19 protein-coding genes and 1 other RNA gene are annotated in these 25,329 nt (G+C 44.6%); 12 read left to right on the forward strand and 8 right to left on the reverse strand.

The features are described 5' to 3' along the window. The first annotated feature begins 10 nt into the window (after positions 1–10). From panC to ACZ5KY_RS10810, 10 genes are all read left to right on the forward strand, one after another. Positions 11–862 (forward strand): pantoate--beta-alanine ligase, encoded by an 852-nt coding sequence (panC, locus tag ACZ5KY_RS10765; RefSeq protein WP_464243900.1) that lies wholly within the window; start codon positions 11–13, stop codon positions 860–862. Positions 863–865: 3 nt separating this feature from the next. Then, positions 866–2,167 (forward strand): amidohydrolase family protein, encoded by a 1,302-nt coding sequence (locus ACZ5KY_RS10770; protein ID WP_464243901.1) that lies wholly within the window; start codon positions 866–868, stop codon positions 2,165–2,167. A gap of 14 nt (positions 2,168–2,181) precedes the next feature. Then, complete coding sequence (locus ACZ5KY_RS10775) at positions 2,182–2,715, forward strand: SoxR reducing system RseC family protein (protein ID WP_464243902.1); 534 nt, start codon at positions 2,182–2,184, stop codon at positions 2,713–2,715. 30 nt (positions 2,716–2,745) lie between these two features. Beyond that, positions 2,746–3,198, forward strand: a complete 453-nt coding sequence (gene smpB / locus ACZ5KY_RS10780; protein ID WP_464243903.1) for an SsrA-binding protein SmpB — start codon at positions 2,746–2,748, stop codon at positions 3,196–3,198. Between the two features lie 78 nt (positions 3,199–3,276). After that, positions 3,277–3,628: a transfer-messenger RNA gene (gene ssrA / locus ACZ5KY_RS10785) on the forward strand. 507 nt (positions 3,629–4,135) lie between these two features. Then, the gene (locus tag ACZ5KY_RS10790) at positions 4,136–5,266 is read left to right on the forward strand and encodes a nuclease-related domain-containing protein (RefSeq protein ID WP_464243904.1); all 1,131 of its coding nucleotides are present in this window, start codon (positions 4,136–4,138) and stop codon (positions 5,264–5,266) included. 609 nt (positions 5,267–5,875) lie between these two features. After that, positions 5,876–6,763, forward strand: a complete 888-nt coding sequence (locus ACZ5KY_RS10795) for a DUF4747 family protein (RefSeq protein WP_464243905.1) — start codon at positions 5,876–5,878, stop codon at positions 6,761–6,763. 20 nt (positions 6,764–6,783) lie between these two features. After that, positions 6,784–7,347, forward strand: a complete 564-nt coding sequence (locus ACZ5KY_RS10800; protein WP_464243906.1) for a hypothetical protein — start codon at positions 6,784–6,786, stop codon at positions 7,345–7,347. 193 nt (positions 7,348–7,540) lie between these two features. Beyond that, positions 7,541–8,719, forward strand: a complete 1,179-nt coding sequence (locus ACZ5KY_RS10805; protein WP_464243907.1) for a DUF6602 domain-containing protein — start codon at positions 7,541–7,543, stop codon at positions 8,717–8,719. 199 nt (positions 8,720–8,918) lie between these two features. Beyond that, complete coding sequence (locus ACZ5KY_RS10810; protein ID WP_464243908.1) at positions 8,919–10,019, forward strand: DUF2971 domain-containing protein; 1,101 nt, start codon at positions 8,919–8,921, stop codon at positions 10,017–10,019. Positions 10,020–10,541: 522 nt separating this feature from the next. Here the strand turns inward: ACZ5KY_RS10810 and ACZ5KY_RS10815 are convergent. The 6 genes from ACZ5KY_RS10815 to ACZ5KY_RS10840 form a co-directional block, all read right to left on the reverse strand. Continuing rightward, entirely contained in the window at positions 10,542–11,771 is a 1,230-nt protein-coding gene (locus tag ACZ5KY_RS10815; RefSeq protein ID WP_464243909.1) for a Wadjet anti-phage system protein JetD domain-containing protein, read from the reverse strand. Between the two features lies 1 nt (position 11,772). After that, on the reverse strand, positions 11,773–15,222 hold the full coding sequence (locus ACZ5KY_RS10820) for an SbcC/MukB-like Walker B domain-containing protein (RefSeq protein ID WP_464243910.1): 3,450 nt from the start codon (positions 15,220–15,222) through the stop codon (positions 11,773–11,775). 133 nt (positions 15,223–15,355) lie between these two features. Next, entirely contained in the window at positions 15,356–15,907 is a 552-nt protein-coding gene (locus ACZ5KY_RS10825; RefSeq protein ID WP_464243911.1) for a DUF4194 domain-containing protein, read from the reverse strand. A 2-nt stretch (positions 15,908–15,909) separates the two neighbouring features. Next, entirely contained in the window at positions 15,910–17,325 is a 1,416-nt protein-coding gene (locus ACZ5KY_RS10830; protein ID WP_464243912.1) for a Wadjet anti-phage system protein JetA family protein, read from the reverse strand. Positions 17,326–17,780: 455 nt separating this feature from the next. After that, positions 17,781–19,283, reverse strand: a complete 1,503-nt coding sequence (locus tag ACZ5KY_RS10835) for a methyl-accepting chemotaxis protein (protein ID WP_464243913.1) — start codon at positions 19,281–19,283, stop codon at positions 17,781–17,783. Between the two features lie 508 nt (positions 19,284–19,791). Further along, a complete protein-coding gene (locus tag ACZ5KY_RS10840; RefSeq protein ID WP_464243914.1) occupies positions 19,792–20,355 on the reverse strand; it encodes a TetR/AcrR family transcriptional regulator in 564 nt (187 codons plus the stop codon). A 480-nt stretch (positions 20,356–20,835) separates the two neighbouring features. Here ACZ5KY_RS10840 and ACZ5KY_RS10845 point away from each other — a divergent pair, with 480 nt between their 5' ends. After that, positions 20,836–21,909 carry a PTS sugar transporter subunit IIC gene (locus tag ACZ5KY_RS10845; protein ID WP_464243915.1) on the forward strand — a complete coding sequence of 358 codons (1,074 nt, stop codon included), beginning with the start codon at positions 20,836–20,838 and terminating at the stop codon, positions 21,907–21,909. Between the two features lie 61 nt (positions 21,910–21,970). After that, positions 21,971–22,582, forward strand: coding sequence for a transposase (locus tag ACZ5KY_RS10850; protein ID WP_464243916.1), 612 nt, complete (start codon positions 21,971–21,973; stop codon positions 22,580–22,582). Positions 22,583–22,613: 31 nt separating this feature from the next. Here the strand turns inward: ACZ5KY_RS10850 and ACZ5KY_RS10855 are convergent, their stop codons facing one another. Both ACZ5KY_RS10855 and ACZ5KY_RS10860 read right to left on the reverse strand, forming a co-directional pair. Continuing rightward, complete coding sequence (locus tag ACZ5KY_RS10855; RefSeq protein ID WP_464243917.1) at positions 22,614–23,975, reverse strand: MFS transporter; 1,362 nt, start codon at positions 23,973–23,975, stop codon at positions 22,614–22,616. 36 nt (positions 23,976–24,011) lie between these two features. Then, positions 24,012–24,803, reverse strand: a complete 792-nt coding sequence (locus ACZ5KY_RS10860) for a TOBE domain-containing protein (protein ID WP_464243918.1) — start codon at positions 24,801–24,803, stop codon at positions 24,012–24,014. Between the last annotated feature and the right edge of the window lie 526 nt (positions 24,804–25,329).

A 25,329-nucleotide genomic window follows, 5' to 3' on the forward strand; every position in this document is an offset into this window, starting at 1 on the left:
AGGGGGCACCGTGGAGATCATCACTACCGTTAAAGAGATGCAAGAGTTAGCCTTAGCCGCTCGCAAGCAAGGTAAAACCATCGGCTTTGTACCTACGATGGGATTTTTGCATGAAGGCCACCTGTCGTTAATGCACGAGGGTCGCAGGCGCTGCGATCTGTTGGTGTTGTCGATTTTTGTTAATCCGACCCAGTTTGGTCAAGGGGAAGATTTTGACAGCTATCCGCGTGATTTATCCCGCGATGCTGAGTTAGCTAACTCGGCAGGTGTCGATCTGATTTTTGCCCCGACTGCTGATCAAATGTACCCTCAACGTTATGCGACAACCATCCATATTGATGGACTGACCGATTACCTGTGTGGTGCCAGCCGGCCAGGTCATTTTGATGGCGTTACCACTGTGGTCAGTAAATTGTTCAACATCGTTCAGCCCCATCAAGCCTTTTTTGGCATGAAAGACTTTCAGCAATTGGTGGTCATTCAACAGATGGTGCGCGATTTGAATATGCCTGTTCAGGTGTTCGGCATGCCGATTGTTCGCGAGAGCGATGGTTTAGCCATGAGCTCACGCAATACCAACCTGACTGCTGAGTTACGTCAACAAGGATTATCGTTAATTGATAGCATTCGTCAGCTAATCGCACGGGCGAAAAGTGGTGAGGTGTCGGCAGCACAATTAATTGATTACGCACGACAACGGATCGAATCTGAAGCCGATGCTCAGATCGATTATATCCAAATCTGTCACGATCAGACACTCGCTGATATGGATACCGTTGATCAGCACGCCGTTGTACTTCTTGCTGTCCGTTTTGGCGCGGTGCGCCTAATTGATAACCATTATCTGTTGCAGGATGTGTAGCCGATGATGACCCTATACCGTTGCCGTTATCTGGTTCCGGTGACAACAGCACCGCTGGAGCAGGGCGCACTCGTTGTTGAAAATGGCACCATTGTAGCCATAGGCACTGCGTCTGATCTCGAAGCACGCTACCCACTGTGTCGTCAGCACGATTATGGTGACGCGATCCTTTTGCCCGCATTTATCAACGCCCATACCCATCTTGAACTGAGCCATTACCCTCAATGGGCCGATCAATGGCAACATAATAACCCTGGTTTTGTTGAGCTGGATGAACATTCAAGTTTTACCGATTGGATTATCCGCCTTATTGAGATCAAAAAGAATCTCGGGTTCAACCTCCAAGCCTATCAAGATTCATGGCAAGCAGGACTCGATCAAACCCTTGCCAGCGGTACAGGACAATGTGGCGATATCATCTCGGTATCGGCCTTAACGGAACTGGCAGCGAAACACCTAGATGGCCGTAGTTTTATCGAGGTAATAGGTCAAGACCCTGATCGGGTCAATCAACAACTGCTACAGGTGGAACAGTGCTGCCAGATATGGCCCAATTCTCATTGGGGTGCGGCGCCGCATTCCCCCTACACCCTCAGTGGTGAGCTGTTGAAGCACAGTTATCGTGTGAGTACAGCGAAACAGTTGCGCACCACGATCCATATTGCCGAATCTGCGGATGAGGTGGCCTTTACCTGTAACAGCAGCGGCTCCATTGCAGAGCAGATGTATCCCTTTGTTGATTGGCATCAATATCTCCCTGAAGCCCGTAATGTGCGCCCCTTACAGCTGTTACAGCAGGTGGGTGGCTTAACTGACAGTAATGTGTTGGTTCATGGGGTTCATTTGAATGCAGATGAGATTCAACAGGTCAGTGCAGCAGGTTGTAGCATGGTGTTGTGTCCTCGATCTAACGCCAAATTAAACGTCGGTGTGGCACCTGCCGCGCAGTACCTTCAGGCTGGGGTTCCCTTAGCTCTTGGTACCGATAGTTTGGCTAGCAATGATTCCCTATCGCTCTGGCATGAGATGGCCTTTGCCCTCAATTGGTTCAACGGTGATCTTGATCCTCAACAGTTGCTGCACATGTGTACCCGTGGCGGTGCTCAAGCACTCTATGGAGCTCAAACGCAAGAGGGGCAACTGACCGTGGGCGCACCCGCATCGTTTCAGGTGATACAACCTAGCTCCTTACCCGAACTCAACCACCTCTACCCATTTTTATGTCAAGCACAACGCAGTGACGAGGTGCAACAGCTTGTTGTTGATGGCGTGTCGCGCTATATTGTTAGCGAAACAATAAAATAAATGAGGGGGGAACCATGCTAAACAGCAAGCAAACACCATCAATAAAACAATTATTTGAGTATCAAACGACCCTCGAAGAGATCGGTGTTGTCAGCGAACTCCGCGAGAAACGGATTGCCGTTGTAATACGCGAAGAGGGCGATGGCTGTTCAGGTTGTGGTGCCTCAGGTGGCTGCTGTACTGGAGGAGATGGAAGTGATGGTGGTAGTGCGGGCAAACGACGTATTTTTGCCGACAATATCCCTTACGCCCGTGTAGGCGATACCGTGCGCGTTGAAATTGAAACCAGCGCTGGAATTGTCGACTCACAATCATTTTTATACGTTATTTCATTTATCATGCTTGCACTTGGCCTAGCAGTCGGTTATTTTATCGCCACTCTCATTGCTGTTGGTATTCCTGCGGCATTACTGTCATTATTGATAGGTTGTGCATTTATGGTTGGCACCATGGGCGTATTGCGTTTTGGCCGCCAAGCCGTTGTACAAGATTCATTGGCAAAGATTATAGAAATTATTGATACTGCTGATAAACCATCATTACAGTAATCACTCGCAAAATAGAAAATATGGTTCATTATGGGCATTAAAATAATCGCCACCAATAAAAAAGCGTACCACGAATACTTTATCGACGATGTCTATGAAGCAGGGATCATGCTGCTTGGCACCGAAGTGAAGTCATTGCGCCTTGGTAACGTCACCATTAAGGAATCGTTTTGCCGTATTATAAAAGGTGAGTTGTTCCTCAATAATATGAATATCAGTCCATACGAGCAGGGGAATACCGGAAATCATGAACCCACTCGCATGCGTAAGTTGTTATTACACAAGCTAGAGATCGAAAAGCTGGCGCGTAAAGTTGACGAACGAGGGTTATCCCTGGTACCAACGAAAATCTATTTCAAAAATAGTCTAGTCAAAATTGAAATAGGGGTAGGGCGCGGTAAAAAAATGCACGATAAACGCGAGAGCCTCAAACAGAAACAAGCCACACGTGAAATGGCTAAAATACTAAAAGAGAATCGTTAGAATAACAGAATTATCATTGATCGTTGTCTTATGTTATAATAGGTAAAACCGTTAAACTTAAGCCTGAATTTAGATAAAGGGGGCGCCAAGGTTTCGACGGGGATTGGAAGCTAAGGTTGCATGTCGGAGTGGGCAGGCTCCGTAAAAAAGCCCATTATATAAAAACGCCGATACTGACGTTTCGTACGCACTAGCAGCATAGTCTGCTACGTCGCTAGTAACAGTGCCTACGGGTTTCTAGTGACGTCAATTTAGTAGGCTGGTTGTTGTTCTCGTCTATGGTTCAACAATGAGACTTAAATAGAATCGCTTGGTGTGTGAGCCTGTCTGTGGGGGCCACATTGAGTTAAACTTAAATCACAGACTATATATGTAGACGCCTTGTGTGAAAGATTTTCGGACGCGGGTTCGATTCCCGCCGCCTCCACCAAACAAAAAGCCCTGTAACTCATTTGAGTTGCAGGGCTTTTTTGTTGTTTATTTGTAGGGCGGGCATTGTCCGCCAAATGATGTTTGAGAGGGTGTCAAATTGGGGCATTTTCAGCATTGCCTTGTTTTAATCAATGTTCAAGTTTGATTATTGACCTTACTTATCATGGATGTCCCTAATTTCTGCCTAGTTTCTTCAAGAGATCATCACTGATTGCTAGATATCTAATAGAAACGTTGACTCGTATTAACTTTGAATTTAGTATGATCATCTTGTTTGGCTATTTTAATTCTTTGCAGTTAATTTCTTTTTTGGTGCTTATATTCGGTTGACGGTTTCCGTACGGGAGTTGAGCCTGATTGACAAGCTGTTGATGTTGCCACGCGCCCGCCGAATGGTCAGAAAATCTGTACTGCCAAGTTTGGTCCAAAAATCGAAAAGTTAGCTTTATCAGAATCTACTTAATTCTGCGGTGTTGTAATTGTAAGTGAATGAGGAGAAGGTAAATTGATCATAAAAGAAAAGGATGATTCGAAAGATGTTTTACATCGTCTTGATGAGTTGAAAAAAATATCCTTATCAGCTAAGCAGCGCTTTCTTGTAGATAGAGAGATTAAGATGTTTGCCGCCGGGGTGCGTGGGGAAAAAACCAGTGCTTATTTTCTCGATTTTGAGTGGGGAAATAGCGAGAACTGGGGAATAATCCATGACTTGCGCATTGAACATGAAGGCCGCATTGCCCAAATTGACCATCTATTGATCAACCGATACCTTGAGATTTATGTTTTGGAAACAAAGAATTTTTCTTATGGGGTAAAAATAAACGACCATGGTGAATTTAATGTGTGGTCGGGTAAGGGATATACGGGGATTGAATCGCCTATCGAACAAAATAATCGGCATATCAGGGTCCTCGAAAAAGCGGTTAAAGATAGAGGCTTAGCGCCATCCCGTTTGGGCCGCACTATCCCGACAACATTCCATCCTTTCGTGTTGATGTCTCCAACCTCCAGAATTGACCGGGCAGCTGAAAAAAAGTACAACACAAAAAATGTCATCAAGTCCGATCAGTTTAGCGCCACGATTTTTAAAAGCTTCGATGAAGCCTCGGTAGGCTTGGTCTTTGGCCGGGTGGCTAAGATAGTCGGCAAGGATACACTCAAAAAGTTTTCTCAATCTATCGCAAAGCTCCATCGTCCTATAGCGGTAGATTACCGCGCCAAGTTTGGCATTACTGCCCAGCCCGATTCAACTCCAGATGTCACTACCGTACAGGAAACTCTAGTAGAATATGAGCGCCCCGCAGCAATCACGGCGCAAAACTCAACTAAACCAGAACCAAACCCTGACCGCTGTGATAAATGCGGTGTCGATGTCGCTTCAAAGGTCGTTTATTACTGCCGTTTTAACCGTACTAAACTTGGTGGTCATAAAATTTTATGCCAGCAATGTCAGCGCGAAGTCGGCAAGTCTAATGTGATGGACACAGAATCTGCTCAACCGGCCGAAAAGGGGACAGGGACGTGCGAAAAATGTACAGCAGTCGTCAGCTCAAAAGTTGTCGCTTACTGTCGCTTTAATCGAAAAAAACTCGGTAGATTTAAGACCCTGTGCCCGACGTGCCAGAAAACTGTGTAGAGCAAATGGATTGGTGGAAATAGAGGGTATTGGTAATTTGTATGTTGGTGGTTCTGGTCTTTCTGCGTTGTCAGTAGCTAGTATCCAACCGTTATGGTTCGTTGAAAAGTTGAAAGATTGGCGGTAATAAGTGCTAAAGAAAACAAGAAAGAGGGTTTAGTGGCATAGCGGCACCGTGTTGTCAGTGAGGTGTGGGTGGGTGATGAGCTATTGTAATGGTAGTTAGTCCACTGTGACAGCAACGTCCCCTTTGGGGTTCCTGTTCTTTCACGTTGCCAGCTTTTGCAGGTATTAACGACAAAAACTTCGGTTCAACTTTTGTTGACGAAGTCACCATCGTAGACGCTGGTGACACCTTCCGGTGTACGATTTCAGGTTGGCCTGAAATCATAGGCGAGAGGGTTGGAATACGAATAGCTGGCATTGACACACCAGAAATGCGGGACAAGCGACCAGCGATCAAAGCTCTTGCTCAAAAAGCAAAACAGTACGTTGTCCAAAGGTTGCGATCAGCAAAAACAATCGAACTAAGGAATATGACGGTGGCAAAAAGAAGAAGTGGTGAATAGTGATGTTGCAATTTAATGATGTTTTTAAATGGGGGAAAGTATGGCCAGACCAAAAAAAATTGAGATAAGTGCTTTAAATATAAAGTTACAACCACACAAACCTGAACTCTATGTTGCGTTACTTAGAGACACCTTTAAGCTTCAACAAGTCACTTGTATGCGCTCAGATTACTATGGTGTTCTAGGTACTCATTTTGTAATAAATAAAGGGAACCCTCTAGACGGTTATACCGGTTACATCAGTAAGTTCCTTCAAATTGACCCTGAAAAGCCTTGGTTCAACACCAAGAACAATAAAAAAGCAGAGCAGGTCGATGTTAATGAGGTAAATATTCCCGATCACTTAAAACCTAACATGGAAAATTTCAGGTATGTTTTTTACCCTGTTGGGCATAGACTTTTTTTTGAGACCAGCAGCGATGGCAACACCGTCGGCCCAAGCATCGTTTTGAAATTTTTTAAAAGTTTGTTTGAGCATGAAAAAATTGTAAAAAAATATGGTGAAGTTACGGTCATTCTGGAGCCATCGGTAGAAAGTCTTAAAGAGATATTCTCGATCCACACTCTCAAACGCCTCGATATGACAATAACGAAACCGAACCCTGATGATCCTTTTGAAAACTTTGAACATACTTGTTATGAAAGGATGAATGCTGAAAATGCCGATGTTTACGAAACTGGCCTGAAAGGTATTGATCTTGCCCCTTCAGACGAAACAAAAATGCTCGCAAGGGTCGCGGCATCTAATGGTGTCGTAAAGGGTGAAGGAAGCGATTTTGAGGGCACACCAGTAAAAAGATCAACTAAAGAGCATCCTTTGAGAAAGCGTTATTACTATGATCCCGACATCGAGACTCAACGTGAGGTTTTCCTTTACAAGGCATCGGAAATGCTAGAAAATATCCGTGATTGGTTGGGCGGGAAATAACATTTACCATTGAGGCTGTTATGCCATATCGGAAGTTTACAAAACAATTTAAAGGGGTTCAAAAAGGCTTTTCTATTTACTGGAACGCCTATGGCGGTTTTTGGAGTTTAATTCAATCACCTTACCTATTTGTGGCATTTATTGTCTCTTTATTGTCGATCCCGCTTTTAAGCAAAACCCACACGACAACATGGTACGAAATTTCTCTTTCGTCACTTCCTGATTTGCTGGGTTTCACCTTAGGCGGGTACGCAATTCTTCTTGCTTTTGGGAATGAGCGTTTTCTTGGTCTGCTTGCCGGTCGCGGTGAGGATGAAGAGCATTCTGGCTTCATGGCGATTAACGCCACCTTTGTTCATTTCATACTTGTTCAAGTTCTGGCAATACTATTTGCTTTGATCGGTACCGCATGGCAAGCAAAATCAGGGTTATTTGCTTTCGTCGGGCTTCTGACTTTTACCTATTCAATCCTAACTGCTGTTGCTGCGGCAATGAGTGTACTGAGGTTGTCTAACCTGTTTGATGATTGGATGACACATCAAAACAAGAAAAAGGAAAAAGCCGCTGAAAACACTTCCTTATAGCGCTCACTCTCACTCTCACTTAGCCCATCAAACTCTTAACAGCCCCGTTCTGCCCAGCAACTCACTTGCCTTTGCTGAAATATAATCCGCTTTAGTAAGTCCGTTACGTTGGGGCGGAAGTTGTGATCTATTACTGCGACAGACAGAATGTGTGCTCCTATCTCTTTCACTGTTAACCCACAAGGATAATTCTATGGATCTGCATAAAGTATTTGAGTCAATAAGCATTCAGCTAATTGCTGAGTTTAATAAATCGGCTCAAGTGAAGCATCACGGTGGTAAGGGTGATCTCCGAGAGGGTGCTTTCCGTGGTTTTCTTGCAGACTATTTACCTCGTAAGTATGGTACCGGGAGAGGTGAAGTTATAAGCTCACAAAACGACGTTAGTGGTGAATTAGATATTGTTATATTTGACAATGACCATTGTCCGCTATTTATCAAGTCATCCTCCCATTCCGTTTATCCCGCTGAAAGCGTTTATGGTGCAATTAGCATGAAATCAAATCTTGATAGTTCAGAACTTCAAGATGCCTATGAAAATATTGTTAAATTCAAAAGAATGCTACCCAAGTGTAATTTCTCTCATAACCCTAATTCTGGCATGTCATTGGGGATGGCCCCAGTAACTCCAGTAACAGCCATTGTTGCTTATGGCTCAAATAGAAGCATGGAAGCAATTTCAAAACAATTAAAAGAGTTAGATTCTCAGATTGACGATATTACGCTTAGGCCTGATTTTGTTGCCGTGATTGGGATGGGGCTAATAGGTCCACGAGGCAAATTAAGAGGTGAATTCAATAAATATGTTTTGCCTGAAGATATAGATGATTTATGTAGCTTAAGAAAAACTGGCCGCCATACACTTCTCAGGTTGTATATGCAGTTGTTAGATGAATTAAACTCTATTCAACTAAAGAGTCTGAACCTTCAAGAGTATTTTGACATGCCTAAAATTGAAGGTAAGTATAAGGTTCGTAGACATGACAAGTTAATGCTTACCCCGATCACTGGTGGAGAAACTGTTGTCAAAAAGCTAACAGCAAAAGCTATTGCTAGAATAGTAGAGGCTGCTAAGCCTGTTTCATATAAAGATCATTTGGTTAATGTGTTTGGTACGGTTCCTCAAGGGGCCGAGCAACTGGGTGATTTAGAATCAATAGTTTATGAATATAATCCCTTCAATAAAGCCCCAATGCTTAGTGGCGAAATTACGAGCAATAAGCAAGGACAGCCTGTCGGTGATGCTTCAACCTATCAACCTTTTTCCGTTGAAATAAACAATAACATTTATGCCGTAGATTGCGGCTCTTTAAGGGAAGAAGATTTTGTAGACAATCAGGACTATACAGTTGATGAACTTATGTCTACATAATGGTTTAACGAGTTGCTGTCTGCAAATAAATATACTCGCTGCAGCCCTCAACTTTGGTGAAATAGAACCCGCTTGAGTGGATCCGATACGTTGGGGCGGAAGTTGTGATCTATTATTGCGATAGGCAGAAATGTGTATTTTACTGTTAGGTATTCCGAGTGTTTCGACAGTTTTAATTCTTTAGAGGTAGATACTGGCAATGCGTCAAATTAATATAAATTTTACACAAAAAATCTGTGAAGTTCATGGAAGTATTTTAGGTTTACCTTGTGCATGGCCCGGTTGTAAAAATAGTATCGAAGAAAACGAATTTGAAGGTGTTTCATTTGGGAAACATAAACTTAAATTTGTTCGGAGAGAATGGAAATCACCCTTGGGTGACTATTATAGTTGGGATAAAATAAAGCTTCCCAATTGGTTCTCTGTCCCCGCAGTTGTTTGGAATGAAGCCCGCCGGCACAATCTTGTTCCAAGTAATAATCCAGATACTGTTTATCACTATACCTCTCTAGAGGGACTCATAGGTATTATTGAAAATAGGTCAGTCTGGATGACTGATTATGGATATTTGAATGATCGTCAAGAACTAAGTTATGGTATTAGTTTATTATCTGATTCACTAAACAAAATGCTTGAGAACGATATCCAGCCACATGTGAAGGACCTTCTAGTTGAATGGAAAAATAAAATAAAAAAGACTCCTAATCGCGTATGCATCACTTCATTTTCTTCTGATGGGGACAGTTTAAGTCAGTGGCGAGCGTATGGCCCTGTAGCTATAGGGTTTCCTGTTAAAGATCTTTCTTCGCATGTTGAAAGTGGGCTATTCCGGAATGTGGAATATGACCCTCTCATCCAAGCAAAAATAGTTAACATTTGTTTAAATCACCTGATTAATGCTTTTGTTGTCGACATGGAAGAAGGCAGGTTAAAGCATGTCCCTGATCTCTATCATAAGAATGCTCGCTTGTTAGATTTTATCACTTTCTTTAAAAACCCAGCGTTCAAAAGTGAAAGTGAGTTTCGTCTTGCTTATATTGATGACCCTGACGTATTAGGTGCTTTGGGTTTTTCGACACCTCCAAAATCTTTTAGAGTTGCTAATGGGAAAATAGTACCTTATGTGCCTTCGACTGCTATTTCGTTTACTGAAGAACATAGTTTTCCATTGAAAATTGAAGAAATTGTAATTGGGCCAGAAAACGATGAATTATTAGAACAGGGGATACTGGAGCTTTTATCAGAAAATGGATTAAGTGACGTTTCAGTTAGAAAATCAATTGTGCCACTTAGAAAGTAATAAACTACTGCAATGCACATGGGGTCGGACCAAGCTAACTTGTTGATGTGTCGATGAATATGTTCCAAATAAGAGTTAAGAATAGACTTAGAAGCACCTTTTTGTGGTAGAAACTAGTGCTTTAAGGGATGAACTACTATGGCAAGAGAGCAAACCGTCATCATATTTCCGGTCAAGTCTGTCACATATCCTAGCGCTGCCACAAACAGGATAAAACTAGGGATACGACCCAGTTTAAAAGTGAATAATCAAACTTGTAAAACAAGGAATTGCTGAAAATATCCCAAATTTTGAATACCCACTCAACCACCATTTGGCGGTCAATGCCCGCCCTACAAATAAACAACAAAAAGCCCTGCGACTCAAATGAGTTGCAGGGCTTTTTTATTTGTTTAAGGTTGGAATCGAAGCGCAGCGAGCGGAGGGGCGCCTCCGCAGGAAAGAGCGTGATGCGAAGGATTGTATTGCGTATGGTCTAGTATTAGAGGTTGAACTCGCCAATTTTTAAATTATAAATGTTTTTCACAATATTTCTTTGTTTTGCTTGGGTGAAATAGGCGATAAAATTTCTTGTTCAAGTACCAAAGGGTTTTCAGTTTCAAATATCGCATCAACAATTTCTTTGGTTTGAGGACATCTATCTACGACCGTATCAAATTGTAACCGGCGCAATTTAAGTTGTGGCCGGCCATGTGCTTCGATGAATTTTTTATTCATCAAGTGGGGACGCAATGTTCGTGCGGTATCGCCACCGAGTAAAAAACTCTGAATATGACAAAAAATACGCAGTCCACCCAGGTCAACATCGCCCCAATGGTAAAAGGGAACGGTTGAGTCAAACTTGTGATGCAGTAAGCGAATTAAGTCACCAAAGTCAGGGGAGGGGAAGCCATTGCTATATAGGATAAGCCCACCATCTGCGATCTCATTACAGTAGCGATTAAATGAAGCAAGATTCTCGATGGTCAGCACATAACGCGGGGGCGCGGCAAACTCAATGTTGTTGATGGACTGTGGTGCCAAACCAATATACGGCTTGACGTTGCAGCAATCGATCTGAGTGTTGTTGAGTTTAACGGTACATTGAGCTTGTAAGAAGACGGGCTGGGCAAACTTTACCAAGCCAAGAGACTCGTATAACTCTTGAGCTTCGAGGTCGCCCCCATGGTGATGTTGCCAAAGCGTTCTAAAAATACCCTTTATAGATTCCATGGTTTTTGAGTTACCAAGGTAGGTCACGCTGAAGGATCGTAGGTCGTGGCCGCGATGACATCCTTGACTGACGGCATCGAGAGCGTTCAATACACTGATTGCCTTTGTCACATCCGCAACACCTAATCCATGCAATGATTTTCCATAGTGCCATGCAAGAAGTAGATCCTCTTTTATCGCAGCAATCCATTCGAATTTAGTCTGTACATGTTTCTCAATGAGCTTTCGTGCATCAGCTGCTTGTTCAGACGCTAACGGCACATCTAAAAATGCTGCCAGCTTTATGGGATCTTTAAGGGTTATTCTTTCCAAAGCCTTATTGGTGGCGTGTTTAATCCACGTTAAAGTTATGCAGCCGTTGTCTTCAGCGGTTCTAAGCCGTGCATGGAGTTGTTCCTTGCCATGAAATGTTGTAGTTGAAAAATACTCTTTCGCCATCTTTTTCGTAATCGGCCGTGAAAAGGTTTGATCCTTGTTATCACTTTTTTGCCACGATTCAAATAGACGCAAAAGTAAAGCTGAAGCAGCAGTATTTCCCATATTATGCCCCTGTTGTAGCGTTTGAATCAAAAGCGGGCTTATTAATCGTCGGATTGTCTTGCTGCAGTAATGCGTGCGCGGCTTTAGTCGGATATTCAATGCTAATATCAATCGCCTGTTCTTCACGGTAGATATTGATGATGGTATCCATCGAAGCAGAAAGGATGGTGTGCTTCTCATCGGGCGCACCAAGCAACACCTGAAGGTTGATGTCCTGTAAGAAATTTAAACAGTTGCCACAGTTCTCAACGTCGAGCTTTGAGAACGCTTCATCAAACATAATTAGGTGCATTCCACCTTTCACCCCTTCAGAGGTGTTGCGTAGCCGGTACGTTGATGCTAGAGCCGCACCAATGGCAACGTAATAAGGACTTTGGCCTTCGCCCCCTGAACCTTTGGCAATACGGTTTCGCATATTGGATTTCAACTCGCCATCTTGGGAGTGCATTTCGATGTCGAAAACAAAATAGGAGCGATAATCTTCCAACCGCGAGCTTTGCTGTGAATCCTTCAACGCCCCGTTGATCTCCTGTATTGCGTCATAGTGGGGGGAGGTGGGGTCATTACTTGGGTCAAACAACCCCGACAAGCTGAAGTTCGGGTTGTCATCAATGGCATCAAACAGTTTGACGATGTTTTTATACTCAGGGTTATACGACCATTTGAAGGTGTATCGTTCACCGTGGAATGTGATTTTCTTCAGTGTACGATTGAGCTCACTAAGCTGACTTTTTACTTTGTCGATGCTTTCCTTGATCTTAAAGATAAACTGCGACCTGAAGGTGAATTCAGCGTCGTGTAGTGCCTGCCTTGACTTCGCAGCATATTCGGCAAGGCTGGTATCAATGAGCTTTTGTTTGTCGCTGGCAATACGCGCATAAAGTTCATCAAAATCAGGCTTGTCGTTTTCAGCAAAGCTCGATACGCCCCCAATGGTGGCATATTGCGACTGGTGCTTCCATGTTTGCTGATAAACCGCACTCTCTTCGTTGTCCAGTTGTGCCGCAAGGGTCTGCTGTTTTTTGAAACAATGAGATATAACTAGTTGGTGATCGGCATTGAACTGTTCTTGGAGTTTTAGAAAACGATCGGTCACATCTGCAAAATCCCAACCTTCGGTGTTCCACATTGGTTGCCCGGTGAGCTCTTTTTCTTGCACCTCATAGGTGGTTATCTTTGTTTGCAGTGCGGCGTAATCGCCTGTTTTCCTGCCGAGCAATTGAGCCAAGTCTATTTGTTTTTTTTGCTGTGCGTCCGTGTCGGTTTTTAATTGTGCAACGACACCTTCAAGCTGTCCAATGCGCGATTGCAGCGTTGTGTCTTGGTTCTGTTCGAGTTCTGCTATCTCACGATCTATCTGCGATGTTTTTAAGTGAGCTTCTTCACGCTCTTTTTTTGTTTTTTCAACGCTCTGGAGGCGGCGGTCACAGAAATTGACGAAGGAACGGATCACCTCCTCAACTGCGTTAAGGTTTTTACTCACCAGATCCGTATCGTTAAACTCTTGTTGCAGTTGTTCCAGTTCCTTTTCAAGTTGTTCTAAGAGCAGAGCTTGACTCTCACGGCCAAGGATAGGGTAGGGACGGGGACGTTCGATGGAGGATGTAACGCCCCCATTGTAAAACATCCCATCTGCCGTGGCCCCACGATTGGTTGCCAACAGCTCCTTTTCCGTTTCGACCATCTCAATATTACCCAGTTGCCGATTGATGAACGCACGCACGTCTTCATCTTCTGTACTCATAATCGTTGCCAACGTGTTTGCCGATACCTTGTTAATCCAGCGTTTCGTCTTCGTGGTATCAATCACCTTGGCTTTAGGGCAATCTCGTTTGTTCTGTCTGTATATCCGTACTGCTTCGTGAGCATCCTTGCTATCAACAATCAACGCCTCACGGTTGCCCTTTAAAATACCTTCAATGGTTAAGCGCCAGCCTTCATCTGTTACATCGCACAGATCACATAGGGGGCGGGACTCAATGTTATTATTTTTGAGGATAGCAACCATTGCTAGGGTGTCGTGTGAAAGAGGTGACTTGCCTGCACGTAATTGCGTTAGATGGCTAAGCACACTCCCTATCTCTGTTTCTAACCGATCTTTATTGGTGATGTAGCGAGCTTGTTTGTCACTACGAAGATTGCGCGTCTGCTGTTCAAGGCCAACAAAACTATCAATGGCGTAATCCACTTGCTGCGGCTGAGTTGGCCACAGTTGATCTAATAGTGCGTCTTCCTGATTGACGTGATCTGTAAGAGCTTGATGACTGGATACAAGCTCAGGTGGCAATAAAGCGAAATGACTGTTACAGCGCAATAGTTCAGATATCTCGTTACGCGTTGTATCGAGTTCCTTTTGAGACAACTCCTCTGTCCTTCGGCTGACGTCCTTTTTTTGCTGAAGGGCGGTGATCCGCGACTTCACAGTGGAGTTAGCTAATTCGTTTTTGGCTTCGTTCAGTTGGTTGCGAAACTGTTCGAGTTTCTCGTCGAACTCTTTGATTGCATCAGCACAGTCAATTTGGTGCTGTTCGATATCTTCAATCTCAGTGTTGATCGGCTCACTGAGTTCAATGTGGTGCTCTTTGTTGCTCCATAGGCTTATCAGTCTGAAGTACGCAATATTTCTCTGATGAGTTTTTACCTTTTTGCATAACGCCTCGATCTGGGTTAAGTCGTCGATTCGCTCACTGACCTGTTGATGCTTTGCGTTCATCTCCTCATAATTCTTCATGGCTCCACGTAGATCATCAATGGAGAGATCATTGTTCTGAAGGATGAAGTCGCGCACGAACATGGTTGGGTCACCGATCGGAACAAAAGCGATGGCGTTTTGTAGGTTTCTTAAAAATTGATCTGTGTCGATCATTGGACAGCCTGGATCTTCACTGAGCTGAGTCAATAACTCACTGACAAAGCGGAAGGCATTATTACCAGGATAGTAGATCACCTGTGGGTGGAGCCGATCAATGGTGGACTTAACTTCAACCCACGGAATAGCACTGCGGCAGTCATTGCTGGTATGGCGCACGAAGTCGCTAAGGCTGGCGTTCATTCCTGGTACCACAAACCGTCCCTCGACGTTTTCTTCATGGAGGGATGTCGAGGCGGTCATTGAAATGCCGACGGTGGTATGGGTATTCGTTACGTCATCGTGGAAAACAAGGGCAATGTGAGTATGTGCCGTTTTACGAAAGTAGACGTTTTGCCCTGCGGCATTAGAGAGTACACCTAAGCAATACTCGTGCACGCTCCGTTTACCTTTGCCGCTGGCACCAGCGTTCAGATTCAGTTTGTTGCGGTCGCGGCCAGCAAGGACGGTTTGCACTGCATCGAGGATGGAGGACTTACCCGATCCGTTCGGGCCTACGATGGCGGTGTTCCCTTTGATCTCGAGCTCTACACCATCAAGCAAGTACCAGTTGACCAATATTATTTTCGATAAGGATTTCAATTTAGGTCCTTTTATCTTTCGGTTCGCTGAAACAGAGAAAACTTCATGCACACTCTCGAAGAGGCGGGCGCACCATGATGATAACTATTCGTAAAAAGGGGAACAGAATCAGAAAGTGATGCAATCGCGACCTCTAATCACTCTCTTCTACGACCAGCTCTTCCAGCTGCACGATATAATCATCGTTAACAACGTGGCGTATCGCAGGGCGAATTGTGATCACCATGTTCTTGCCTTCGCTCTCTTTTTTTGCAGAGGCGATGCCGTGGCGTTTCAACAGCACCATAATCTCCCTGAAGCGCGTTAAGTTTGGTTGTTCAATCCGCGTTTCCGTGGTGTAACGGTCAATCACTTTGTCACTGGAAACGGTAACGGCCCCTTCGGTGGCGGCAAAGTTCTCGATCCCTTCTTCATAGATAAGGCGCAAACATAACAGCATCAGAGTTTCGTCTTGCTTCAGGCTGATACTTTTCGCACCCGGGTTTGGCAGTAGAGCGACGTAGCCTAAATTACGATCTATGAATACGCTGCGGCTTAATTGCTCAAAGAGGTTTTCAAAGTAACTGGTTTCACCTGCAATCGTGAGATAGTGCTTGCGCTCACTTTGGTTGGACAGATAGAGGAACTGTTTTTCCAGTAAAATAGTGGCCGCTACGCGTAGGGTATCTTTATCGGATTTTTCCATGATTATCGCTTCTTTCGCGTTACGGTAAAATCTTGCGTTTTTACCATGTCGTTTTCAATCAGTTGATCGTGACGGGTGATGGTGTACCGTGCTGCAATGTGAGCGCCCCCCTTGAGGTATCGCAAGTTGACGATATGGCAAAAGGCCACATAGTCCTCAACACTGCGAATGCTGAACTGATTGGCTTGGATGCTGTCGTTGTTGCCAAGGTGACGCTCAATGTAGTCAGCAATGGCCACAGGTGAAATTTTACGTCTCTTCTGAAACTCACGCATCTGTACGTTGGCCTGCCGTGCTGTTTCACTGACCTTTTTCTCTGCGAAAACTTCAACGGCAACAGGTTCGCGTTTTTTCGGCGGGGCCCATGCGCTTGACTGAGAGATCATACGATTGAATTGTAACTGGCAGGGGACAGCAGAGTCGGAATACCAATCGGGATCGACTTCTATCTTAGAGCCTACGCCTGAAAGTACCCCCGCAATGCGATGTCGTATGCCAGGCAGTGTTTTATCAACATAGCGCACTGTTTCCGCTACTCTGTTTTCAAGTTGAGCGCGAAACCTGTCTACGCGTCGGAGCCGTCTGTCGATGGAACTAAAGGCACTGATGATGTAGCTGATATCGTGATCAACCTTTTGAACGGCTTCAGCATAAGTAATTTGTAGCTGTTCTTCATACACCGTGCATAATTGCCGCTTTGTCTCATCATCGTAGTTCAGCTGTTGCAGGGCATCAATGATCTTTGAGCGATAACGAAACGGATTGTTACCAGCTTGGAGGGTCTTGTAATCAGCAATAAGGATCTTGTCGACAAAATCTACATAAAACACTTCCAAAATCTCTTTTGGGTTCCGTGTGTCAAGTATCTGCTTCTGTAAATTGCGTAAGCCGTGGACGATCTGACTAATATGGGCAATGAATGCCTGTGTTTCTTCAGTGGCCATTACCAAACCATAGCCACGGCCTATCGGATCACTGCACGCCTTTTCGATATTGTTCAGGATTCCAATGACCGTACCGCCATAGTTCTTTTTTTCGGCTTTTTTGATGTTTTGTAAGGCGAGAACGAACATCGCAACGTCTGGTGGCATAACAACGAGCTTATTGAATCCGTCGTCTTCCTCCTCAATCCATCCCGTGTTCTTGAGCCGATGGTAAATCTGGTTCGCGCAGATGGAGAGGGTGGAACCTTTTTCTTGTATCTCTTCCTCGTCTTCAGCGCACCATTCAAGTCGTTCAATGTCATCGAGTAATTGATAGATTGTTGAGAGAACAAGGGGCTTGGGCGGAAAGATCATGTCGGCATCGTCGCTATCGAGGATAACCGGCATGATCGCTAAAATCACTTTTTCGTAAATATGGCGGTTCTTTCCCGCAAGTGGCGAGAAGATGTTGTCGTGCAGTCTGCCGAAAATCACAGTTCATCCGCTTTCTTTAGTGAAGGGTGGTGGAATTTATCATAGTTTTGTTTGTAAAAGCAGAGAGGGGATGTTCATCTGGTTACGGTGTACATCAAGCAATCCTCCCCATAAATATAAGTTAAATATCCTTGCATCGCAATTAGTAAAATATTTGTGAATTCTTCTTGTCTCGTGGCGATAACACCACAATGCAGCCCCGGTTGTTGTATTTAGCCGTATGAGCCATATTGTGCTAGATGACCGGTAGTTGAGGAGAGCCGGGATGTATAAATTGCAGTCGGACAACACGAAGGCGGCTGCAAATTGGGGACGTTGAGGGTTCGGGAAAACACGATAGAAGATTGATACGAATCAGGACAAAAATTGTAATTCAGTACAGTCTACCAATAGAAATCAGACGAATCCAACAAGGACCGCAACCAGAATAGGCTGCGGTCCTTGTTCGTTTTGTTCTAGAGGTTTCTAGTACTGAAGAAAGCGATGCTTTGTTGTAGCTGATCCGCCTGAGCGTTGAGTTGTTCTGAGGTTGAGGCCATCTCTTCAGATGCCGAGGCATTCTGCTGAATGACCTGATCAAGTTGTTGAATGGCTTTATTGACTTGATCTGCACCCGTATCTTGCTCTTTGCTAGCCGCCGCAATTTCTTGGACTAATTCTGCTGTTTTTTGAATATCTGGAACCATCTTCGTGAGTAGTTCCCCCGCGGTTTCAGCGATGTTAACACTGTTGACCGACAGATCACTGATCTCTGCAGCTGCACGTTGGCTTCGTTCGGCCAACTTGCGCACTTCAGAGGCAACAACGGCAAAGCCTTTGCCGTGCTCACCAGCTCTGGCCGCCTCAATTGCTGCATTCAGGGCGAGTAGATTAGTCTGACGTGAGATCTCTTCGATGATCGTAATCTTACCCGCAATCTCTTTCATGGCACTGACTGTTTGGCTTACCGCCTGTGCACCATCTTTGGTGTTGTCGGCGCTGGTGAGGGCAATTTTTTCAGTCTGTTGGGCATTGTCCGCATTCTGGCGAATATTGGCTGCCATCTGCTCCATAGATGAAGAGGCTTCTTCAGCTGCCGCAGCTTGTTCGGTAGCACCCGCAGACAACTGTTCTGAGCTGGCAGACAGTTCCTGACTTCCTGATGCAACCTGAGTTGATACTGTCGTGACGTCGTTGACAACTTCGCTGAGCCGGTCACTCATTGCGTTGATGGCATCAGCCATCTGACCAATTTCATCTTTACGTGTTAGTTCCAACCGTGCGTTGAGATCTCCGCTACCGAGGCGTTTAATCATGACGACTGTTTTTTGTAGTGGGGTGCTTATCCCTTTAGCGAGCAGTAGGCTGATCAATGCAGTCACCAGCATGGTGATACTAATGGCCAAGCCGCTACTACGGTAAGCACTAAAGTAGAGTGCATCAATCATATCAAGATCGTAATCAAGCGCCACAACACCGATCGCTTCACCATTATTTAAAATTGGTGAAAATGCTGAAATATGGCTACCCCAGTCATCGGTGTAGGGCTCTGAAATGATCGTGCTTTTGCTTGTAAATGCTAGTTCTAGTTCTGGCGGAGCGTCATCGTAATCAAGTAAAAAATCTGGATCTTCTGTGTTGCCCAAGTTTTCTGAATCGAGAATGAACCTGAAGGAGCCATTCGCTTGTCGTTGTAGGGTGTAGATGGAACCATAGTTGTAAGCTTCGGCAATGTTCTGCAAACAGGTTAGGTTAGCGATATAAGCTGGACTGGTTACCTTGCCACCAGCGATATGATCTTTCATGGCGGCTAAATCAAGCTGACTTGAAGAAAGTTTTAGTCCACTTCTCAGTTGTGTTTCAATGGTGTTGTCAATATAGCTGGAATACTGGGAGAAAACGATGACGGCACTGCTTAGGGCCGAAACAAGACTAATACTGCATAGAATCACCAAAAAAAAGGTACGAATACTTTTCATTGCATACTCCAAGACATAGCCCAAATAAAGTGGGCATATGGAAGATGTAACTTACGATTTAGTACGAGATGACTGTGTTATTACAACATGGGATTAATGGCGTTATGGAAATGCCATAGCGAGGTGGGCATTCTGGCTTGTAGGAAGGAAATTTGTTGAATGAGAAGGGTGCAAAATGATGGCTCCGAACTTGTTTGAGTATAAGGAGTCTAATTTGTTAATTTCACTAATTCTTTTAATGTGTTTAAGGGGTAACTGTCAAGCATATAGTGTATTAATTACCGGATAGGTACTCAAGGAGAGAGACAATTCTTGATGTGGTAATAAATCGATTACAGTTCCAATCTTTGGCGTAAAGAGGATAAATTCGATGCCAGTGGCAAGGACAGTAGGACAACTCTTATTCATTGCGCTGGCATTAGACCGACTAGTCAGTCTAATGCCTTAAGTATATATCTTCCTTCGTACACGCTAGATCGACTAGTCAGTCTAGTGCGCGCGGAAAAAATTATCGAATCATATCCCAAGCTGCTGAATAGGCTTGTTCCCAAATATCTTTGTTTCCAGCTTCTTCTGGATTGTTTGTTAAGTAGCGGATAAAACCATCCATTGTTCCGCTTACCAGACTTAATATCAACTCTATGGGGAGTGATTTTATTACACCGTCTGTGCTTGCTTGTTCAAATAGAGTGATAAGGGGACGAAACTTTGACTCACATTCCGCCCTCAGTTGTTCACTGATGTAGGGAGATGCTTCACAGTACTTGATGAAGCGATATTCTTGATTGTTGTTTAGTGCCCAAGAAACGTGACCAAGCAATATATCGTGGATTTTATCGCGCAAACCAGTATTGTCTTCGAGGGGCAGGAGAATATTTTCTGCCATTTTTGACTTTATATGCTCATATAGGCTGTTAATAAGGTCTTCTTTGGTTTTAAAGTGGTGAAACAGTGTTCCTGTGGCAACACCAGCATGTTTTGCAATATCTGCTGTAGGTGTGCCGCGGAAGCCTTGCTCTGCGAAGAGCTCCAATGCGGAGTCTAATATTTGTTCACGTTTTTCTCTTTTCATGATCCCTCCTAGTTGTGTCGACTGATTAGTCAGCCTAGGTATCTCTTTGAACAAAGTCAAGGAATGGATTTGTTGAATCTTTAAATAGAACAATTTACTTTTATACTTACATACTGAATATTTTGTCATATTTCATTGAACCATTTTCTCAACTTCTCTCTTTGCTTTATACTTGATCACAATTTCCATGGATAACTCCTTTTAAAACTATTCATGCACGTTATTATTTTTTCTTTTTCGTCAAGTATTTGGATCTTCAAAAAGATCATTGCAGGTTTGTCAGAAGGGTGTGGTAAAAAATGGTGTTGCATTTTTTCGCTACTCAATTTTGTGGACGAAAACATGTTTCTGATTCAAGGGGATTTCATAATTTTTGATAGGATAGCTTGGTTTAATCCCGCTCGCGCGAGCCAATTCTAGCGTTCTTGCCGACGGGATAACGATTTCCATATCAGCTTTCATAGGAGAGAGTACTGCTTTATGCCACAGTTAAGTTTGTTGCGACGATTTATCAACCGATATTTAATTGACGGACTGAGTGGTATGGCTCTCGGTCTTTTCTCGACCCTTATTGTCGGCCTCATCATCAAGCAGATTGGGGCAGGGATTGGTGGATCTCTCGGAGCGATGCTGCTTCAAATTGGGAGTATCGCTCTGGTTACAACTGGAGCAGGTATTGGGGTGGGTGTCGCCCACAAACTCAAAGCTCCGAACCTGATTATTTATGCCTCGGCGGTGACGGGGATGTTTGGGGCGTATGCTGGTAAGATTCTCAGTGGTAGCGTTTTAGTGGGAAGGGCGGTTCATCTTGCCGGACCGGGCGAGCCTTTGGGTGCGTTTATCGCTACCTTGGTTGGGATTGAGGTAGGGCGGCTAGTATTCGGCAAGACTCGGCTCGATATTGTCATCACGCCTCTGGTGACTCTGATCAGCGGCGGGCTGGTTGCCATTTTTATCGGCCCACCCATCGGAACATTCATGACCTACCTGGGCGATATTATCCTTTTTGCTACACAGCAGCAGCCCTTTAGCATGGGGATTCTCATCTCCGTCTTTATGGGGATTTTTCTCACCCTGCCTATCAGCTCTGCGGCGATCTCAATTATCTTAGGACTCAAAGGCCTTGCGGCAGGGGCTGCCACTGCCGGATGCGCCGCACAGATGGTAGGGTTTGCTGTGGCCAGCTACCGTGAAAACAAGATCAATGGCTTGTTGGCTCAGGGATTGGGAACCTCGATGCTCCAGATGCCCAATATCGTTAAAAATCCGAAAATATGGATTCCAGCCATCGTGGCCAGTGCCATTACTGGCCCTATCGCCACTGTGCTCTTTGCCATGGAAAATAATCCCAGCGGTGGCGGTATGGGGACCTCAGGCCTTGTGGGCCAGATCATGACGTGGAACACCATGATTGGGTTCGAGAGTCCTGTGTCACTTTTCATAAAAATCGCCCTTATTCATTTTATTTTACCTGCTACGATTGCCCTGGTCGTCTCCGAATGGTTACGACGTATTGGATGGATCAAACCGGGAGATATGCGTCTGGATCCCTAACGCACCACTGGGGTCCAATCCCTAATAAAGAAAAGGATGGGCAAGACTGCCCTAAACGTGAATGAAACGAATCATTGTCCCTAATTTACCTCACCATGTTGTGCAACGCGGCTTAAACGGTCGACAGACGTTTCTAATCGAGGATGATTATGTAGTTTATCTAAATATCATGGCAGAGTGTTGTCGACAGTATCAGATCGATATTCTGGCCTACAGTCTGATGCCCGATCATGTCCACCTGATTGCAATTCCTAAAGATCAAAACGCCTTGTCCAACTGTCTACGTGTCGCCCATGGTCGCTACAGTAAATATATTAACCAGCGAACAGGAAACACTGGCGCGTTTTGGCAGGGACGTTATTCCTCGCACTTGCTTGATCAACATTACCTGCTCACCTGCGCCCGATATATCGAGATCAATGCTTTGAAACGGGAGTATGTTGACCAACCAGAACAGTGGCGCTGGTGTAGCGCTCAGGCACATATCAATGGTTGTGATGATGATTTAGTGCGGGTTCAACCGCTTTTGAATCGTGTAAAAATGAGTTGGCAGGAGTTTCTTGCTGTGCCGCGACCTGATAGCGAAGCAGATATGTTTTATGCTTACGAGAAGAGTGGATTACCGCTTGGTGATGAGGCATTTGTGACAATGGTGAACAATCGTTTTCGCTGATAAATAGTGACACTTCTTCAGATTGTAAAAATCAAGAGGAATTCTCATGATTTTTACGCCACTGAGCGACTCCGACAATCGAGCTGATCATTACGAATAGAACTACAAAATACAAAACAAACTGCTGTGATATCGTTATAAATGTGGCGTGCTCTAGAGCTTCTGCGACAAGTGGTTGAGTTGGGTGTTGTTTGTAATAGGCATAGCCTGCGGTGTACGCCAGACTGATGCCGGCATAAGCCAGATTGAAGCTGAGCCCGCGAAAACTGAGGACTGTAGCGCGCATGGCCGATGGGGTGATCTTGTTCAGGTAGTGGCTACCAAAGTACATGTTGAACATAAACACCATGAATATTAATGCCATAGGCACAACACCATACCAGGGGATAGTCCAAGCAAAGGTGGTGCAGCCGATCATCATCGCGATACTCATCAGAACTAAGTTGGTAGTGGGGCGGAAGCGGACTGCGGCATATACGGCTAGTGTTGGGATGAAATACGCCATCACCGACATGGATGAACCGATCACACCGAATAACGCTTCTGGAATGGCGATGATCCGATAATATTGGCTATTTAACGTCAATAGCAGGCGGATAATGTGGTCAAACAACATGGTAAACAGGATGATTGCTAAGGCAAACGGGGTGTGCCAGATCCAGCGAGCGCTGTCAATGATCAGTCGTGTGGTGCTAAAAGCTGTGGCGAAGACCCCTTGTCGTTCTATTGGGTTAGAACTTGGTGGTTCCACCATTTTTAACGTTATTCCCAGCGCTACGATGGCCGATGCGAGTGTCAATAATAAGGGGAAGCGCATGGTGTCTTGCACTGAGAGTTGCAAATTGGCACCAAACCAGGTTGAAATCTTGTTGAGTAGAGCTGAGTCATAGGCCAGCGCACCTAGTGTCATGGCAACAACAAAGCCAACCTGTTGCACTTTAAGTAGCACATCGAGCACTTGCGGCCAGAGTTCTGCTTGATTTGTAGCAACCAGGGTGTCGTAGGCCAACGCTTCATCGGCACCACTACCCATAGCTTCCGATGCACCACTAAGGACACGATTAGCTAAAAAAAGGTAGAAGATCCACTCTGGTCTCGTACTCGGAGCAAAGCTGATCAGGGCTAGTTCAGCAATCATCAATACCGAGGTGGCAATCAATAAGCGGCGGCGGCCGAACAGGTCAGCCAGTGCTCCAGATGGCACTTCAAGTAAAACGATGGTCATCGCCCATACCACGTTAAGCAGCGTGAACTGTTCCAAGGTTAGGCCAAAATCAAGGAACAGTATGGTGAATACTGGGTAGTAAAATCGTGCGTTGTAAAACACACGAAAGGCGATAAATAGCCGGATGTTTGGCTGGGTGAAAGGTTCGGTTTTAAAGCGGTTGATCATAATATAATGAAGGACACTCCAAATTGACGTGAGTGGCTATTCCACCCCAATTAACACCTGAGATGCTGCCACATGAGCGACCATTTGTGCTCCAATGCTTAAATCGCAACCCTCTAAGGTTTTTTTCTCAACCACGGCACTTAATTGTTCCCCTCCAGCGAGCTCAATCTCAAGCTCAACCATGCTATCATCCTGAGTCATCTTGACAATTGTTCCCTGAAAAATATTGTCGTAGCCACTGAGTGGTTTAGGTGCAAGGACCATACATGGAGCCTTGATTAAAGCAAACACCTGTTGACCCTTTTGGATCACTAAACTAAAGGCACTGTCACTCGTAATTACCGACTGAACAATCAAGCCAGAGGGCAACTGTATCTTCAAGGAGGTGAGAAGTCCGCGCATATCAATATTCACCACCTCACCGCGTAGGTTATTGCGAGCACTGGTGCGCATTGCTAGTCTCTGTAGCACCAACACTAACTGATCGTAATCAGAGTATTTGCCGGCCATTTTTTCCAAAACACGGGCATGTTCAGCTTCAATCGTGCGGTACAGTTGTACTGCGCGGCTACCAGCTTCTGTTAGTTGCGTACCACCACCTTCACGGCCACCGGTTGCAGCATTGGTCAAAGGGTGGTCGGCAAGGTTATTCATCGTTGATAACGCATCCCAGGCGCTTTTGTAGCTCATGCCAGCAAGTTTTGCGGCCTTAGTCAGTGAGCCTGTCTGCTCAATCTGTTCAAGTAGGCCAATTCGTTTACTACTTAAATAGTTATGGGTGTCTTTGTTTAACCAAAGTGTTCCACTCAGCGAACCTGTATCAGTCATCTGTTTTTCCTTTTGAAATGTATTTATTTAAAATCATTATTTATAAATAACTGGCGGAAAGATTAATGGAAAAGGGTATTCAATAATGCTAGCAGTCTGTCGAACTTGACGGGCCGTAGCGAGAAATAGACTGTTTAAGACCAGATCTCGTGAATTTTAGAGCAAATAGCTGGCGATTTGTCGAAAATTATCAGCAATATGGGCCAAGTCAGGCTATTTCGCAGTAGATCCATGTTAAGTCCGACAGGCTGCTAGTCTATGTCATTCAAAATAGGACTGCAAGGGTCTCACTGCCGATAGAAGATAGACATGAAATAAACGGAGTAAGGTATTGAAAAAATATTATAGAGCGATTTCTAGATATTACGGTTTAGATAAGTTTGCTGTTAGTTGGTGGCTACGAAACATAAGTTACAGATAAAAAGGCCACCTGCGTGTACAGATGACCTTATTGCATATCTTTGTCTGTGACTTATTTTACTTTTGCTGTTCAGCCTGCTAGTAATTTAGTACCGTTACGCTGGGG

It is taken from the genome of Desulfuromonas svalbardensis (assembly GCF_055389415.1).